Below are 15,577 nucleotides of genomic sequence, written 5' to 3'. Positions count from 1 at the left end.
GCCCGCACATGCTGCTGGCAGGCCACTGGCTTATCGCCCTGCACGCGGCTGACCAGCTAGATCGCCTGACATCGCCACGGCGGGCCGCTGTTCAGTCGAGCAGGAGGTCAGCGGGGCTGTCGGCGGGCGTCTGCGGTGACCTGGGCAGGGGTTCGTTCGCCGAGTTGGACGTAGCGGCCGGGGCTACCCAGGTGCTGGTGCCGGGATTTGGTCGCCTGAGCTGTTTGCGCATCGCAATTGGATCTTGCGCCTGGTCCGCTCTGGTGGATGAGTCCTACTTTCTGGGCGGCTGGCCGCAGATCGGCGAATCTGAGCATGAGGTACTCATGTGCTCACCCAACGGGACATCGGATGCTGGATGACGTCCAGCCGCCCGCGCAAATGCGCCCTGTCACGATGGGAGACCTGTCATGTGTCGTTTCCTCCTCCCCGCCTGGAAGGCCTGGGAGGTCCTGTTAAGACGAAGGCGATGGACGGCCGCGGGCGCGGCCACGGCGGCTCTCCTCACGTCGATGGTGGCGTTGAGCAGTCCGGCCAGCGCGGACACGGGCGTGACAGTCACGGTGAGCGTGGACTATCTCAAGCAGATCGAAAGTCCGGATGGCACCGGGGACTTCTATTCGGTCGTCAGCATCGACGGCGAGACCTTCCCGCGCAGTCCGCGCATCGAGGACGACGAATTCGAGCCGAAAGGCACCCCGGAAGCGCCGAACGGCTGGGTCTTCTCCAAGAACGTGACCCTGTCGGGCAACAACACCACCGTCCCCGTCGTGATCCAGATCTGGGACTACGACAGCGGCGGCAACGGTGGCGACGACCATGTGGACGTGAGCCCCAAGGACCGCAACGTCGACGTCGACCTCAGCTACGACATCGTCACCGACCGGTGGACATCCTCCGACGACCTCACCTGGGGCGTGCCGTGCTTCCGCGGCGCGACCCCGGAGGGCCAGAGCTGCGCAACGGGCGACGGTGACGAGGACTTCCCGGACGTCAACGACGGCGCGGCGACCCGGATCGGTTTCACCGTCTCCTCCACGGTGACCAGCAGCAGCGACAGCGACGGCGACGGGCTGAGCGACCTGGCCGAGCTCAACGGGATCCGCAATCCCGACGGCTCGATGGCGCTCGACCTGCCGGCGTTCGGCGCCAACCCGCGGCACAAGGACATCTTCCTCGAGCTCGACTTCACCACCGGGCAACAGCCGACCAAGGCCGACATCCTGGCTATGAAGGCGGCCATGAACGCGGCGCCGGTGACGAACCCGGACGGGGTCGACGGCATCCATCTGTGGGTCGATACCGGGCCACTGGTCGACACGACCGCGCGTAAGGGTGCGGCGACCGGCACATGCGCGGACGGCATCGACAACGGCGGCGACGGCCGGATCGACGGCGCCGACAGCGACTGCAAGTACCTGGATGGCAGCGCCGAGGACCCGTCCGGCACCATGTGCGCGGCCACCGACACCGGCGACCGGACCTGCCTGGTGGGCGACAACCTCGGCGGCGGCGGTGTCGTCGGCGCGCTGAACAACTGCGGCGTCGACAGCACATTCCGGGCGGCGGTCAACAACACCACCAACTTCGCGGCCGTACGACGGGGTGTCTTCCGCTACGCGATCAGCACCTCGAAGGCCGCCACGTGCATCATCGGCGGGCAGACGAGCACCAACAAGCGATCCTTCGTCGAATACAACCACGACGGCGGGACGCTGCTGCACGAACTGGGCCACACCCTCGGCCTGGAGCACGGCGGATTCGAGACCGTCAACTGCAAGCCCAACTACGTGAGCGTGCTCAACTACGACCTGCAAGGCGGCATCCCGCGTGTCGGCGGCGGCCGCATCCTCGACTACTCGCCGCCGCGGATCGCGCTCAACGGCTCCTCCCGCGGCAAGGTGCCCGGGCAGCTCGTTGAGACAGCCCTCAATGAGGGCGCCGCGCTCGACTCCACCGACCCGCGCAACCGCTTCGTGTTCGTCAACGGACGCGACCAGCTGCCGGGCACGCCGGGAGTCCAGGGCCGCAAGGTCACCGAGGACCTCAACCGCAACCCTGACTGGAGCGGCGACGGCCCGAACGTACAGAATCCGGTCGTCCCGGCCGTGAACATCAACACCGCCGGCCCTAACGGCCGCCCGCGCAACTGCGCGACGAACACCTCAAGCGCCGACACCCTGCAAGGCTTCAACGACTGGGCGAAGGTCGCGGTCTCCATCCCGTACACCGGCTTCCGCGGCCTGCCGCGGCAGGCGAGCGACGAACCGCCGCCCGATCCCCAGCCGCTGGATGACCCGGACCTGCCGACGCGGGACGAGCTGGAGCAGGGCTGGGTCGACCTCAACACCACCGACCTCGGCGTGACCATCACCGGCAGCCCCGATCCGGTACGCGGCGGCCAGAGACTGACCTGGACGGTCACCGCCACCAACCACGGCCCCAACCCGGCCAGTTCGCCCCAGGTGGACGTCACCCTGCCCGCCGAGGTGACCTACGCGGGCAGCAGCATCCCCTGCGACCACACCGGGCTGAAAGTGCACTGCGTCCTTGACGAGCTGACCTGGAACGCGGCCAAGACGTTCACCATCAGGGCGCAGGTCCCCGACGACGTCGTCCACACAGGCGCCGGCTGCACGATCACCGCCACGGCGGTCGTCGACAACCTCGCCGGACCCGACCCCAACTCCGCCAACGACACCGCAAAGGCCGACACCACGGTGCTGGTGACGACCAACCTGGTGATCAACGGCCCGGCCAACGTCGCGAACGACTCCCCCGCCACCCTGCGCGCCACTCTCACCGACGCCAAGGCCAACCCCGTCAGCGACCGTACGGTCACCTTGACGCTCGGCAGCGGCGCGACGGCCCAGTCATGCACGGCGGTCACCGATGCCAGTGGCGTCGCGCAGTGCGTGATCCCCAGTGTGGCCCAGCCCGCGACGGCCACCAGCACCCCGCTGACGGCCACCTTCGCCGCCGACGGCTGCTACCTGCCCTCCGACGCCGCCGGCACGGCGAAACTGCTCTACTACACGGGCCACTCGTACGCGCTGTCGCTGAAGCCGGCGCTGCTCGCGCAGACCATCGTGGCCGACACCGGCGAGGTCTCCACTTCGGCCGCGTCGACCAGGCAGAAGACGGCGGCCTCGGTCAACCTGCTGCTGGCCGGTGCCACCGGGCTGACGGGGAGTGTGGTGACCGGCGGCGGCGTGTCGACCGGCCAGGCCACAACCGGCGTGGTCACGGTGGGCCTGCCGGGGCTTCCGGTCATCCGGGCCACCGAGGTCCGCGCGACTTCGGTCAGCACCTGCCACATCGGCGCCTACACGGCCGACTCGTCGGGCACGGTCACCCTCGGGACGCTGACCATCGGCGGCGTGTCCCAGACGGCCGGCACGATCGCCCCCAACAGCGTCATCCACGCGGGGGCCCTGACCATCACCCTGAACGAGCAGACCCCGGTGCCGGGAGCGTCGGACGGGATGCAGGTCAACGCCATGCACATCAGCGCCCCCGGCGTCGCCGACGTCGTGGTGTCGTCGGCCAGGAGCGACGTCCACAACTGTCCATAACCATCCGTGAGGCGTGAACTCTGGCCCTGCCTGCGGGTCAGAGTTCACGCGTTCATCCTGGCGACGCCGGCGCGCACGAGACAGTAGTGAGGATGCCGGTCCAGAAACCGAGCGGTAATTCCTGCACGCCGGACGGGAAGCATCGCATGTAGCGCTGTGGTCACGTGGCATCCACCGGGAGCGTGTCCTCGCCGCGGGTAACGGTGAACAGGTGTCGCAGGAACGTGCTCGGTGTGTCGCCACAGCGTTGGTTGTCGCTCGATGGGCGGGATTCAGCTCACCCGAGCTCCGCGATGTCTTCCTTGCTCAGCCTCAGCGTGCCGGCGGCGAAGTTCTCCTCCAGGTGCTCCAGCGAGCCGGTGCCGGGAATCAGCAGGATGTTCGGAGATCGGGCCGGCAGCCAGGCCGGGGCCACGTCAACCTCGGCGGTCCGAGGTGGACGAGTCCAGTTCGTCTGCTCGGCGGAGGTCCTTGGGGCGGCCTATGGCGCGACGCATCTGGATCAGGTCTTTTCTGGAGACGTAGTGAACTTCCAGGCCGCCCGGGTCGACTGCGGTGATCGCGCGTTCGAGGCACTCTCGGACTTGAAGGGTCCCCCAGGGGAGCGCCGGGGTGCAGCAGTCGCCGCCGGCTCCGGGTGAGGTGAACTGCACTTTGGGGCGGAGAAAGGAATCCGGGTGAGTTGCTACGGGGTTGCCCGTTTCGTCGGCGAGTTGGGCGTTGACGGAGGTGAAGGCGGTCGCCAGGGCTGGGGCGTGGGCCGGGGAGCCGTCCCAGAGCAGGTCCAGATCGCCGGTCAGTTCGGTGGATCCATGCATGATGCCGGCGACCTGCCCGATCACCACGACCCGGACGCCGCTGTGGTGGAGGGCTTCGAGCAGAGGGAACGGGTCGAACCCGAGGGCAGCGTCCGTGCCGATCGTGCCGACGTCGTCGTCGGCGTCCTCGTGGCCCAGGCCGGTGGCCGCCCGGGTCAGGGCCAGTTCACGGGTGCCTCGTGCGGCGGCGCGGAGCCGTTCCAGCGGTTCGTCGATCATCCGATTCATGCAACACCGGGCTGCACCCCTGGCGCACTCGAATTTCTCAGGGCGACGCCGCAGGCCCGCCTCCCGGCACGCTCTTTGAGGTGACCGCCGAGGGGAGTCTGCAGGCGGCGCGGCGGCGCCCACTCCCGCGACGCCCTGACATCGCACGCTGTCTCGTGCACAAGTTCGGTGATCCCCGGCGTCCACCCGTCCATCTCATCAACGTCGCACCGCTTCCCCAGCAGCCCGATCTGGATGGATCGGATCGGTAGGCAACGCCTCGCGAGCGCCCCGTGATCCCGTACGGCGCGTTGCTGCGCTGGACGATGGCCGGGTGTCCATCATCCTGGCGTTCTCAGGGCAGCGAGGCGGGCAAGGCGAAGGATGCGAAGTGGCCGGGGCCGAGGAACGAGACGATCTCGGCAATGTGCTCGCCACGCAGCCCGAGTACGGTGATCGACCACGCGAGGTGCGGTCCCGCGGGGTCCGCGCCGACGTAGAAGGCCACGGCGGGCTGGCCGTTCGCGCTGGTGGGCAGGGTGCGCCAGCTGGGGCATCTGGTCATCGGGACCTGAAGGGCGAAGTCGGTGACGGCCTCCAAGCCGCGGTACCAGTGCGCCAGGGGCGGCATCGACCAGGTGACGTCCTCGGTCAGCAGCGCCACCAGGGCGTCGGCGTCGCCTTGTTCCAGCGCCGCGGCGAATCCGGTGACCAGCTTGCGTACGTGGGCGTCGCCGAGCTTCCGCAGCGTCTGCTGCTGAGTGGGGGAGGAGGCTCTCTGCGCGGTGAGCTTGCGGGCCCGCGCCAGGGCGGAGTTCACCGAGGTGGTCGAGGTGTTCATCATGGTGGCGATCTCGGCGGCGGAGAACCCCAGGACGTCGAACAGCAGCAGCGCTGCCCGCTGGTTGCCCGGCAGGTGCTGCAGCGCGGCGACGAAGGCGAGTTCGACGGACTCGCGCTGCTCGTAGCGGGCCTCAGGCGTGGCCGGGCCGTCGGCGAGGCCCTGATCGGGGTACGGGCCCAGCCAGGCGATGTCGGTCAGCGGGGCGGCGTCGGGTACGGCTCGGTCGCTGGACGGGCCGAGGTCGGTGGGCAGCGCCCGCTTGCCGCGGGATGCGATGAGGTCCAGGCAGGTACGGGTGGCCACGGTGTAGAGCCACGAACGCAGCGAGCCTCGGCCGTCGAACCGGGCGAGTCCCCGCCAGGCTCGCAGCAGGGCGTCCTGGAGCGCGTCATCGGCGTCATGGGTCGAACCCAGCATGCGGTAGCAGTGCGCATGCAGCTCGCGGCGCAGCGGTCCCACCAGGCGGGTGAAGGCGTCATCGTCTCCCTCGCGCGCCCGGGCCAGATCGGCGGCCTCGGTCGCGGAGTGCCCGAAAGAAATTTCCCCCACAAGCGACGATTGTGCCGCACAGCGGCAGTCCTACCTGCGACAGGCCATGACGACCCAGGAGGACTGCAATGACATCGACCCCTCATCACCATGCGCCCGGGTGGTTCGACATCTCCACTCCCGATGCCCGGCGAGCACGACGCTTCTATCAGGAAATGTTCGGCTGGCCGATGAACGCCATTGACGAGACGTACGCGCTGGTCGGCGACGACGGCGGGCGGCCGACGGGCGGGATCGGACAGGCCGGTCCTCACAGCCCTTACACCGGGATCGTGGTCTACTTCCCGGTCGACGACGTCGACGACGCACTGGCACGAGCGCAAAGACTCGGCGGCGGCCGCGTCATGGAGCCGGCGCGGACGCCGCTCGGCCGGATCGCGGTGTTCACCGACCCCGACGGGAACCTCGTCGGCGTACTGAGCCGCTGACAGCCCGGACAGGAGGGAACATATGACCGACCCCACCCGGCACCGCGACGCCGGCCTCTGGTCGCTGATCCACGCCGAACGGGCGGCCCTGGCGGCCGACCTGGCGGATCTGACCGACGAACAGTGGGCCACGCCGTCGCTGTGCACCGGCTTGACCGTGCGCGAGGTGTTGGCGCACCTCACCTCGGGGGCCTCTCTCAAGCCTCTGCGATGGCTGGCAGGCGTCATTCGCTGCCGCTTCGACTTCGACGAACAGGTGGCCATGCGGCTGGCCGAGCAGTTGGGAGCAGGCCCGGCCGAGACGCTCGACAGGTTCCGCGGCGTCATCGCCGGCACTACCAAACCGCCCCTGCCGACCGTGGCGATGCTGGGCGAGACGATCGTGCACGGCGAGGACATCCGGCGGCCTCTGGGCATCCGCCGGGACTACCCGACGGAGACGCTCACCCTGCTGGCCGATTACTACCGGCGCTCCGACCTGGTCGTCCTCGCCAAGGGGCGAATCCGCGGCCTGCGCCTCGTCGCGAACAACGGGCCGTTCACCGCCGGTTCCGGGCCGCTCGTGACGGGCACCACGTTGGCGCTGATGATGGCCATGACCGGGCGCACCACGTACTGTGACGAGCTCGAGGGCGAGGGTGTCGCGACCTTGCGCGACCGCGGTGAGACCCCATGACGCCGGCCGCGTCCCGTCATGCGTCAGGTACTGGTGGAGGCCGCGCTGAGAGGTGTTCGCGAGGAGGCGGTGCCCGTCACCGCTGTGGCCGAGGCGGCGGCTAGGTCGGCAGGTGTGAGGGAGCCGCCAGGCGCTCGGATCCGGCCCGTCACCCTGCGCCGGCCGAAGCCGGCCAACCCCCGTGGCCGGTGGCCGAGCTCTCGGGAGCGCGGGTGACAGTCTCCATTACGGGGTAGTTGACCAGCAAGAACGCGTACTGTGACGGAGCCGGCGCGGGGGTTGGCATGGATTACGAGCAGTTCTTCAAGATCGTGGAGCGGCAGATCGGCGGGGGGAGGCAGGCTGTGGAACGCGCTGTGCAGGCCACGCTCCGAACCCTCGCCGAGCGGCTCTCGAAGGGGCAGAGCCGGGATCTCCAAACAGAGCTGCCTCCCGAGTTGATGCCCTGGCTCTACACCGACACGGACGCCGACGCCTTCGATGTCGACGAGTTCCTGCGGCGCGTCGCCGAACGCGAGGGTGTGGACCTCGACACAGCAGACCGGCACGCCCGTGCGGTCTTCTGGGCGATCGGGCAGGCCGCGAGCCCCGACGAGATCGCCGACATGGCGGCCGAACTCCCGGACGACTTCGAGCCCCTGGTCGCGGAGGCCCAACGGCGGTTCGTCGAGATCTTGCCGGCCGACGAGTTCCTGGCCAAGGTCGCGAAACGGACCGGGCTCGACCCCGAGGGCGCACGCCGGGCCACCGAGGCGGTGCTGGAGACGCTCGCCGAGCGCATCGCTCCGGGCGAGGTCGACGACCTGATCAGCCAGATCCACGTCGACCTGCACCCGCCGCTGAAGCGCGGCAAGGCCGCGGGCCCCGGCCGGGCGGTGCGCATGTCCGTGGACGAGTTCGTGCAGCGGATCGCCGAGCGCGAGGGCGCCTCGCCGGCGATGGCTCGCGAGCACGCCCAGGCCGTCTTCGGTGTGTTGCGCGAGTCGATCTCCAGTGAGGAGTACTTCGACGTGACCGCGCAGTTGCCCGACGAATACTGGCAACTGCTGCCCCGACCATAGGGATCTCCTCCGGCGCGTACAGGTCCGGGTGCGCGTCGATCCACAGGACCGTCAGCCGGTCGCCGTACCGGGCCCGGGCGGCGGCGATCGGTGCCAGGTCCACCCCGCAGTCGCCGCCGACGGTGACCACCGCGTCGTCGATGCCGGCCAGGGCTTCCCCGGTCAGCCGCAGGTTCTCCACGAGCACGCCGAGCGCGCGTACCCCTGCCTCCTTCTCCCCGGCCGTCGCGAGCACGGGCACGGTGACCCAGGCGTCGGCTGGAACCAGCTCGGCGGCGCGCCGGGCGCCCGCTTCGAAGCCGATCCTTGCCACTGTGGTACGTAGAGCACTGTCGTCATGTGGTGACACGCTACGAACCACGGCCGTCGCACAGCCAGCGGTTCGCGGGTGAATGCGGCTATAGTCTGCATTTCGAGCTCGATGTCAGGCCCTTACTCGAGGAGGTGTGCAGCAGATGCGCACGACTGTCCAGCAGCGAATCCGCAGCTCTGTCATCACCAACCTCCTCAAGCCGGAGACATCGTGTCGATTCGCATCACCCCTCTGACCGACCCTCAGCTGACTCCGTCCAGCCGCCGCCTCGCCTGGCTGGCCGCGCTACCTACCGGCGTTCCGGCCGGGTGGGCCTTCCTCCGCCTGTTCACCAGGGCCGGCCAGGATCACCTGGCCGAGCTCGAGCTCCAGGTCCATCCGGCCGAGCGGCGTAGCGGCATCGGTTCCCGCCTGCTGGCGGACGCGGTGGCGGCGGCCCGCGAAGACGGGCGACGCCGCGTCATCGCACAGGCAGATGCCGGCTCGCCGGGAGACGCCTTCCTCGCAGCGCATGGTTTCCGTACGGTCCTGACCCTGACGTACGCGCGGCTGCCGCTCGCGCAGGCCGACCTCGCGGCCCTCGCGGAGATCGTGCGCAGCCCGCACCCCGGTTACCGGCTGGTCGTGTGGGACGGGGTCGTGCCGGACGAACTGGCGGAGACGTTCGCCGCGTCCCGCCGCGCCATGGACGACATGCCGATGGACGACCTGGACTACGGCACTGTGAGCTGGGACGTCGACCGCGTGCGGGCCGCGGCGCAGGCCGTCGCGGACCGGGGCGACCTGCTCCGCACCGTCGTCGCCATCGCGGAGCCGGACGGCTCGGTGGCGGGGTTCACCGAGCTGGTCGTCCCCGGAAACGGCAAGGGCGACGCCCAGCACTACGGCACCGGTGTGCTCCCCGAGCACCGCGGGCACGGCCTGGCGCGCTGGATGAAGGCTGAGGCGATCCGGCAGGCGCGCGAGCGCCATCCGGACCTCGCCGGCCTGCTGACCGACACGGCCGACGGCAACCGCCACATGCGCGCCGTCAACGACGCGCTCGGCTACGTGCCGACCCACAAGACGGTGACGTGGCAGCTCGACCTGTAGCGGCAGCCCAGGCTTTCCCGGGCGACCCGATCTGAGTACGTCGTGCCGGCCGGAGTCAACGCCGGCCGGCACAACGTGGTGCCGGCCGGCTCGGGCGGCGGCCGGGCTCACGGTTGTCGACGCTAGCCGGACCAGTTCGCCGGGTCGGCCTCGGCGTACGTGGTCGCGATCCGCAGGCTGTCATGGTAAACGGACAAGTCCGACTGGCCCTTGGGCGGTTGCGTGCTCCACGCGCCCGCGTAAATGCCGGTCGACCAGCGGATGGAGGGGCTGCCGTTCCAGCTCGTGGACCAGTCGCCGGTCTGGCTCACCTTCTTCACCCCGTCCACCCAGATCTCCAGGATGCCCGAGCCGGTCATCTTGAGGCGGGTGACGATGCGGACCCAGCGGCCGCGTGGCATGTCCGCGAAGGCTTGCCGTATCTGGCCCGAGCCGCGGACCTTGTCGTAGACGAGTTTGTCCCCGGTGATGTTCATGCCCAGCCAGGGACTGGCCGGGGTTTCCGTCGCCCACTGCTGAATGACGACGTCCTGGTCGTGGTACTGCCAGTCGGATGGGATGTAGACGGCCTGGCCGTAGTAGCGGTCCTGGCCGTTGACGAAGAGGCCGCGTTCGATGGCTTCGGCGTGATAGCGGTTGCCGTCGCTGGTCTCGTAGATCTGGCGGGCGCGCAGGGCCTTGGTGCCCTTGTAGACCGGGCTTCCGACCTCGGTGACCGTGCCCTGGCGCTGGGTGGCGATGTCCCAGCCCGCCAGCACGCCGGTGTTCGAGAAGTCCACCGACGCCTGGGCCGGCTCGGCGACGGCGGCCAAGAGCGCGGCGGTCAGTAACAGCGTGCCGGGCAGCCGCCTGGTGATGGGGGGTGCGGTCATGTGTGCTCCTCCTCGTGCCGGGTCCACGGTCCGCCTTTCCGACGTGGGCCACGGTCGGGGTCAATTTTGAGAGAAGGTAGCAGAATATTTTGAGAGAAGGTAGCAAAATAGGCGCACCCGCCGGCCGCCGTGCTCATCGGCGCGGTCGCCCTCGGCCGAGCCCGCACGCCGTGCCGGAGCGTGAAAGTTTCAACGCGAACCCGCAGGTCGCCGACGGCACCGCCGCTCCCGGATTGACGCGAGCGCCCGTCCGTGCGATCAAAGCAAGCGCTTACCCGCCGATGGCGCGCCGCAATGTTAGCGCTACCAAGACCAGAGGTGTCGTATGAAACGCCTGGCAGTCCTGCCCCTTCTCTTGATCGCCTGCTTCTTCTTACCCATCCAGAACGCCCTGGCCGACACGAACGTGGCCAGGAGCGCGACCCCGTCCGCCTCGTACACCTCGTCCTGGGAGAACGTGGCTGCGATCAACGACGGCATCGACCCGCCCAGCTCCAACGACACCGTCAACCCCCGCTGGGGCACCTGGCCCAACACCGGCAGCCAATGGGCCGAGCTCACCTGGACCTCCACCCAGACCCTCAAAGCAGCCGACGTCTACTTCTTCGACGACGGCGGCGGCGTCCGCGTCCCAGCCTCCTGGAAGCTCCAGTACTGGAACGGCAGCGCCTACACCGACATCGCCGCCACCTACCCGGTCGCGGTCAACGCCTACAACAAGGTGAGCTTCACGCAGGTCAGCACCACGCGGCTGCGCGTCGTCCTGCAGAGCGGCCAGGGCTCGGTGGGCCTGCTCGAAGTGAAGGCGTACGCCCCCGACTCCGGCGGCGGCACCTCGACCTGGAACCCGCCGGCCAATCTGGTCACCCCGCTCAACGAGGTCTGGCAGCACGTCGAGAGCACTTATCCCAACCTGTACGGGTTCCGCAACTACGGCTGGGACCAGGTCATGGCCAACGGCGGCTCGATCAACTACTGCGTCCGCTGGGACAGCACCGCCACGGTGACGGCGGCTCAGCGTGACCAGATCCACGCCGCGCTGGCCCGCCAGTTCAAGAAGTGGATGGACGTCATGGCCGGCCACAACGGCTGGCCGTACGCGACGGTGCCGGTCAAGGTCGTGGGCTGGGCCGTACGCGACCGGGCGCAGCTGCAGTGGAGCGACAACTCGGTGGACATCTACGTCAACAACATCCGGGAGAACGCGCCCCAGTGCGCCGAGCCCTGCGGCCGGTTCTTCAACCAGAGCGGCACCTACCCGAACTGCCCGGGCGGCGCGTCGCACCACTACGACATGTCGCTGTGGCTGACCGCCGGGTTCGGCGGGGGAGCCGGGGGCGACTGGGGGCAGCGGATCGGCAGCGAGTACTACATGTCCAACCTCAACACCGACAACATCCACATCCTCCTGCATGAGATGGGCCACTCGTTCGGCCTGGACGACTTCTACGACTGGACTCCGACGGGCCAGTGCTGCTTCCTGATGAAGGCGGGCAGCGCGGCGTACATCACGGACTTCGACGCGTGGATGTTGCGCGACTGGTGGCGGCACCTGAAGAGCCGCTACGGCTACTAGCGAAAAGAGGAGGGCGGCGGGGTCTCCGCCGCCCTCCGGTCGTTCACGCCACCGTGAGCTTGTACTCGCGCGTGACAGGGGTGCTCAGCTTGTCGTTGTCCCTGAGCTGGACGGTGAACGTGGCGGTCCCGGCCGCGGTGGGCGTGCCGGTGATCGCCCCGGTGAACCGGTCGAGGTTCAGGCCCGCGGGCAGCGAGCCGTCGACGACCTGCCAGTCGTAGAACGGGACCCCGCCCTTGGCCTGGAGCCGCTGCTCGTACGCGGCCCCTGCCTTCGCCGCGGGGACGGCGGAGGTCTCGATCGAGGGCTTGAGGAACGGGGTCAGGTTCCTGTTCAGCTTCCACCCGGCGTTCTCCGCGATCAGCAGTGAGAGCTTGGTCAGCTCCCACCTGCGGGTCGGGAAGACGTGCCGCCAGCCGCCGCTCTGCCCGCTGATCCGGTCCCAGTACGGATCGTCGCCGGGCACGTGGTAGCTGGTGTCGAGGGGCACGGGGTAGCCCTGGTAGTCGATGACGTCCTGGTCGTTCTTGCCCTTGGAGGCCACGTAGTCGGCCATGCCCTGCCAGTCGCTGTGGAAGGCGACCGCGTGGCCGTACTCGTGCATGACCAGCCCCTCGACGTCGATCACCTGGCCGAGGTCGGTCTTGTACCAGTCCTCGTCCTTGAGGGAGGTGAACAGCTTCATCAGCTGCTCGTCGTACTCGAGGATCATGCTGGTCGAGCGGTGGTAGGGGGTGGGCTTGCCGTTCTGGGTGTGGAACTTGCCGTTGATGGTCGGGTAGCCGGTCGAGTACGGCGTCTGGATGCCGCGGAAGAACACGTACATGCCGTTGTACGGCTTGGCGTTCGAGACCTCGACCTCGTTCTGCCAGTCGTCGCCCGGCAGCCGGTTGACCTCGTCGCCCGCGGGCACCGTGTCGAACGGCTTCAGGTCGAAGAACGCGAACCAGTTCCTGACCGCGGCCTCGGCGGCCTTGCGCACGCCGGGGTCCTTGAAGTAGCCGGTGATGTCGTCGTAGCGGTAGTCGAAGTCGATGGGGATGGTGGGCTTGAGCGGGGTCTTCTCGTCCTGCTGCACCCTGATCGGCATGGTCTGCGTGTTCGTGCCGCCGGACGCGTCCGTGGTCTTCATGATCCACTGGTGCAGCTCGTCCTGGCCGCCGCTCTGTTTGGAGTGGATGGCCAGCCGGACGACCTCTCGGTCGGCGGGGCCGGTGAGCGTGAAGGACTTGGTCGCGCCGGTGGCCGTCAGCTCGCTCGGCATGTTGAACATCAGCCTGGACGTGCCCTTGGCCTGCAGGTCCACCTTCAGCGGGTAGCTGATGCCGGGGACCTTCGGCGCGCGTACCGTCAGCTCGATGTACGGGTTGGCGAGGTAACCCTGCCAGTCCACGAGCTGGACGCCGTAGTCGTTGACCTTGCGGTAGAAGATGTCGTACACCTCCAGCGCGGGAGCCGGCTGGCGCGCGGCGAGGCTGGGGGAGGGGATGGACAGCGCGCCGGCCAAGGCGGCCAGCGCGCTGAGTGTGGCGAACTTCCTCATCGAATCCTTTTCTAGGTAAAGGCCTTCACTTCGAGCAGCCCTACCGAGGCCTGGCCGCTCTGCAGGACCACGCGCAAGCGCGTGGTGCTGATCTGGTTGAACGTGACGTGGTTGTAGGCGTTGATGGCGATCGGATAGGTGCCGGGGATGTCGGCGTACGCGCTGCCGTTCCAGTACTGGAGCTTCCAGGAGGAGGGCAGGCGGACGCCGTCGTTGTCGTCGAAGAAGTAGACGTCGGCGGCCTTGAGGGTCTGGGCGGCCGGCCAGGTGAGCTCGGCCCACTGGGAGCCGGTGTTGGGCCAGGTGCCCCAGCGGCGGTTGACGGTGTCATTGGAGCTGGGCGGGTCGATGCCGTCGTTGACCGCCGCCACGCTCTCCCACGGGGAGGTGTACGAGGCGGTCGGCGTCGCACTCCCGGCCACGTTCACGGAGGTCCCGCCGCCGCTGCCCACAGTGAGCTGGAACGTCCTGGTCACCGGCGTGCTGAGCTTGTCGTAGTCCCGCAGCTGCACGGTGAAACCGGACGTCCCCGCCGTGGTGGGGGTGCCGCTGATCGTCCCGGTGAACCGGTCGAGGGTGAGCCCGGCGGGCAGGGAGCCGCTCGTGACCTGCCAGTCGTAGAAGGGCACGCCGCCCTTGGCCTGGAGCGTCTGCTGGTAGGCGGTGCCGGGAGTGGCGGAGGGGAGCGAGGCGGTGACGATGGACGGCGGCAGGAACGGGGTGAGGTTGCGGTTGAGCTTCCACCCGGCGTTCTCCGCGATGAGGAGCGAGAGCTTGGTCATCATCCACCGGCGGGTGGGGAACATGTGCGTCCAGCCGCCGTTCTGCCCGCTGATCCGGTCCCAGTACTTCTGGTCGCCCGGGATGTGGTAGCTGCTGTCCAGCGGAACGGGATACCCCTGGTAGGCGACGACGTCAGGATCATTGCCGCCGTTCTGGACGTATGCGCGCATGCCGGCCCAGTCGCTGTGGAAGGCGACCGCGTGGCCGTACTCGTGCATGACCAGGCCGTGCACGTCGAGCACCGAGCCCGCGATGTCCGTCTTGTACCAGTCCTCGTCGGCCAGGGAGGTGAACAGCTGCTTGTTCGCCTCGTCGTACTCGAAGATCATCGCGGTGGACCGGTGCAGCGGGCCCGCGAGTTGCTGGCCGCCCCGGGTGCTGTACTTGCCGTTGGCGGCGGGGTAGCCGGTCGAGTACGGCGTCTGGATGCCGCGGAAGAACACGTACATGCCGTTGTAGGCGGCGTTGTTGGTGACGTTGATGTTGTTCTGCCAGTCGTTGCCCGGCAGGTGGTTGTTCTCCGCCCCGGCCGCCACGGTGTCGAACGGCTGCATGTCGAAGAACCTGAACCAGTCCTTCACCGCCTCCTCGGCGGCGGTCCTGAAGTTCGGCTCGTTGAAGTAGCCGGTGATGTCGTCGTAGCGGTAGTCGAAGGTGAGGGGCAGGCTGGGCTGCAGCGCGGTCTTCTCGTCCTGCTGCACCCGGATCGGCATCTGCTGCTGGTACGTCGTGCCGCTCGCATCCCTGATGCCGAGCTTGAGCGTGTAACTTTCATCCTGGCCGGGGCCGCGCTTGGAGTGGATCGCGAGGCGGAACGGCTTCTGATCGGTGGCGCTGGCGAAGGTCAGCGTCTTGGTGGCGCCGGTGGCGGTGAGCTGGCTGGGCAGGTCCATCATGAGCCTGGAGGTGCCCTCGGCCTTGAGGTCGATGGTGACGGGGTACCGCGCGTCGGGCGGGGGTTTGAGGGTGAGCTCGACGTACGGATTGGCCAGGTAGCCCTGCCAGTCGACCAGCTTGACGCCGTAGTCGTTGACGGTCCTGCCGAACATGTCGACCACCGTGGCGGTGGGCGCGGCGTGCGCTTGCTGCGGCACGCCGCTGAGTAAGGAGGCGAGTAAGACTGCCGCAACGGTGATTCGCCTGGCGCCCTTCGCGGCCTTGAGGGCGTGGCGGGATCCTCGGTCCATCCGGACTCCTCAAAGGATTTGGGAATAGGTTTTCCCACGCGCACAGTAAGGTG

The 15,577-nt window shown here is 68.6% G+C and carries 12 protein-coding genes and 1 pseudogene; 6 read left to right on the top strand and 7 right to left on the bottom strand.

The features are described 5' to 3' along the window. Nucleotides 1-410: 410 nt before the first annotated feature. Nucleotides 411-3,575, top strand: coding sequence for a choice-of-anchor P family protein (locus tag ACQPWU_RS33215; protein ID WP_433428748.1), 3,165 nt, complete (start codon nt 411-413; stop codon nt 3,573-3,575). Between the two features lie 277 nt (nt 3,576-3,852). Here ACQPWU_RS33215 and ACQPWU_RS33210 read toward each other — a convergent pair whose 3' ends face one another. The 3 genes from ACQPWU_RS33210 to ACQPWU_RS33200 all read right to left on the bottom strand — a co-directional run bounded on the left by ACQPWU_RS33210 (nt 3,853) and on the right by ACQPWU_RS33200 (nt 5,993). Further along, the gene (locus ACQPWU_RS33210; protein WP_433428745.1) at nt 3,853-3,990 is read right to left on the bottom strand and encodes an aldo/keto reductase; all 138 of its coding nucleotides are present in this window, start codon (nt 3,988-3,990) and stop codon (nt 3,853-3,855) included. A 1-nt stretch (nt 3,991) separates the two neighbouring features. After that, nucleotides 3,992-4,612 (bottom strand): hypothetical protein, encoded by a 621-nt coding sequence (locus ACQPWU_RS33205; protein WP_433428743.1) that lies wholly within the window; start codon nt 4,610-4,612, stop codon nt 3,992-3,994. Nucleotides 4,613-4,955: 343 nt separating this feature from the next. Continuing rightward, nucleotides 4,956-5,993 (bottom strand): sigma-70 family RNA polymerase sigma factor, encoded by a 1,038-nt coding sequence (locus tag ACQPWU_RS33200; RefSeq protein ID WP_433428741.1) that lies wholly within the window; start codon nt 5,991-5,993, stop codon nt 4,956-4,958. A 68-nt stretch (nt 5,994-6,061) separates the two neighbouring features. Here ACQPWU_RS33200 and ACQPWU_RS33195 point away from each other — a divergent pair, with 68 nt between their 5' ends. From ACQPWU_RS33195 to ACQPWU_RS33185, 3 genes are all read left to right on the top strand, one after another. Then, entirely contained in the window at nt 6,062-6,421 is a 360-nt protein-coding gene (locus ACQPWU_RS33195) for a VOC family protein (RefSeq protein WP_433428738.1), read from the top strand. 22 nt (nt 6,422-6,443) lie between these two features. Next, nucleotides 6,444-7,097, top strand: coding sequence for a maleylpyruvate isomerase family mycothiol-dependent enzyme (locus tag ACQPWU_RS33190; RefSeq protein WP_433428736.1), 654 nt, complete (start codon nt 6,444-6,446; stop codon nt 7,095-7,097). Nucleotides 7,098-7,381: 284 nt separating this feature from the next. Further along, on the top strand, nt 7,382-8,158 hold the full coding sequence (locus ACQPWU_RS33185) for a DUF2267 domain-containing protein (RefSeq protein ID WP_433428733.1): 777 nt from the start codon (nt 7,382-7,384) through the stop codon (nt 8,156-8,158). A gap of 64 nt (nt 8,159-8,222) precedes the next feature. On the opposite strand, the pseudogene ACQPWU_RS33180 reads toward ACQPWU_RS33185, so the two are convergent. Beyond that, a pseudogene (locus tag ACQPWU_RS33180) lies at nt 8,223-8,288 on the bottom strand (hypothetical protein); the annotation flags it as partial. 393 nt (nt 8,289-8,681) lie between these two features. Between ACQPWU_RS33180 and ACQPWU_RS33175 the strand changes: the two are divergent. Continuing rightward, nucleotides 8,682-9,563 (top strand): N-acetyltransferase family protein, encoded by an 882-nt coding sequence (locus ACQPWU_RS33175; protein WP_433428731.1) that lies wholly within the window; start codon nt 8,682-8,684, stop codon nt 9,561-9,563. Nucleotides 9,564-9,685: 122 nt separating this feature from the next. Here ACQPWU_RS33175 and ACQPWU_RS33170 read toward each other — a convergent pair whose 3' ends face one another. Then, entirely contained in the window at nt 9,686-10,435 is a 750-nt protein-coding gene (locus ACQPWU_RS33170) for a polysaccharide lyase (protein WP_433428728.1), read from the bottom strand. A 325-nt stretch (nt 10,436-10,760) separates the two neighbouring features. On the opposite strand from ACQPWU_RS33170, the gene ACQPWU_RS33165 reads away from it, so the two are divergent. Then, nucleotides 10,761-12,011 carry a hypothetical protein gene (locus ACQPWU_RS33165; RefSeq protein ID WP_433428727.1) on the top strand — a complete coding sequence of 417 codons (1,251 nt, stop codon included), beginning with the start codon at nt 10,761-10,763 and terminating at the stop codon, nt 12,009-12,011. A 43-nt stretch (nt 12,012-12,054) separates the two neighbouring features. Here ACQPWU_RS33165 and ACQPWU_RS33160 read toward each other — a convergent pair whose 3' ends face one another. Both ACQPWU_RS33160 and ACQPWU_RS33155 read right to left on the bottom strand, forming a co-directional pair. Further along, a complete protein-coding gene (locus tag ACQPWU_RS33160; RefSeq protein WP_433428725.1) occupies nt 12,055-13,554 on the bottom strand; it encodes an Ig domain-containing protein in 1,500 nt (499 codons plus the stop codon). 11 nt (nt 13,555-13,565) lie between these two features. Further along, the gene (locus ACQPWU_RS33155) at nt 13,566-15,524 is read right to left on the bottom strand and encodes an Ig domain-containing protein (protein ID WP_433428723.1); all 1,959 of its coding nucleotides are present in this window, start codon (nt 15,522-15,524) and stop codon (nt 13,566-13,568) included. Between the last annotated feature and the right edge of the window lie 53 nt (nt 15,525-15,577).

Origin of the sequence: Nonomuraea sp. CA-141351, assembly GCF_050944675.1 — a bacterium.
In the GTDB taxonomy this organism is placed as follows: Bacteria; Actinomycetota; Actinomycetes; order Streptosporangiales; family Streptosporangiaceae; genus Nonomuraea.
Note: the sequence above shows the minus strand (reverse complement) of the source record. Positions and strands in the feature narration are given on the sequence as shown.

Excerpts from the sequence above, each read along its gene's own strand:
- ACQPWU_RS33215 (WP_433428748.1), top strand. The coding sequence starts at position 411 with ATGTGTCGTTTCCTCCTCCCCGCCTGGAAGGCCTGGGAGGTCCTGTTA.
- ACQPWU_RS33205 (WP_433428743.1), bottom strand. The coding sequence starts at position 4,612 with ATGATCGACGAACCGCTGGAACGGCTCCGCGCCGCCGCACGAGGCACC.
- ACQPWU_RS33195 (WP_433428738.1), top strand. The coding sequence starts at position 6,062 with ATGACATCGACCCCTCATCACCATGCGCCCGGGTGGTTCGACATCTCC.
- ACQPWU_RS33190 (WP_433428736.1), top strand. The coding sequence starts at position 6,444 with ATGACCGACCCCACCCGGCACCGCGACGCCGGCCTCTGGTCGCTGATC.
- ACQPWU_RS33185 (WP_433428733.1), top strand. The coding sequence starts at position 7,382 with ATGGATTACGAGCAGTTCTTCAAGATCGTGGAGCGGCAGATCGGCGGG.
- ACQPWU_RS33170 (WP_433428728.1), bottom strand. The coding sequence starts at position 10,435 with ATGACCGCACCCCCCATCACCAGGCGGCTGCCCGGCACGCTGTTACTG.
- ACQPWU_RS33165 (WP_433428727.1), top strand. The coding sequence starts at position 10,761 with ATGAAACGCCTGGCAGTCCTGCCCCTTCTCTTGATCGCCTGCTTCTTC.
- ACQPWU_RS33160 (WP_433428725.1), bottom strand. The coding sequence starts at position 13,554 with ATGAGGAAGTTCGCCACACTCAGCGCGCTGGCCGCCTTGGCCGGCGCG.
- ACQPWU_RS33155 (WP_433428723.1), bottom strand. The coding sequence starts at position 15,524 with ATGGACCGAGGATCCCGCCACGCCCTCAAGGCCGCGAAGGGCGCCAGG.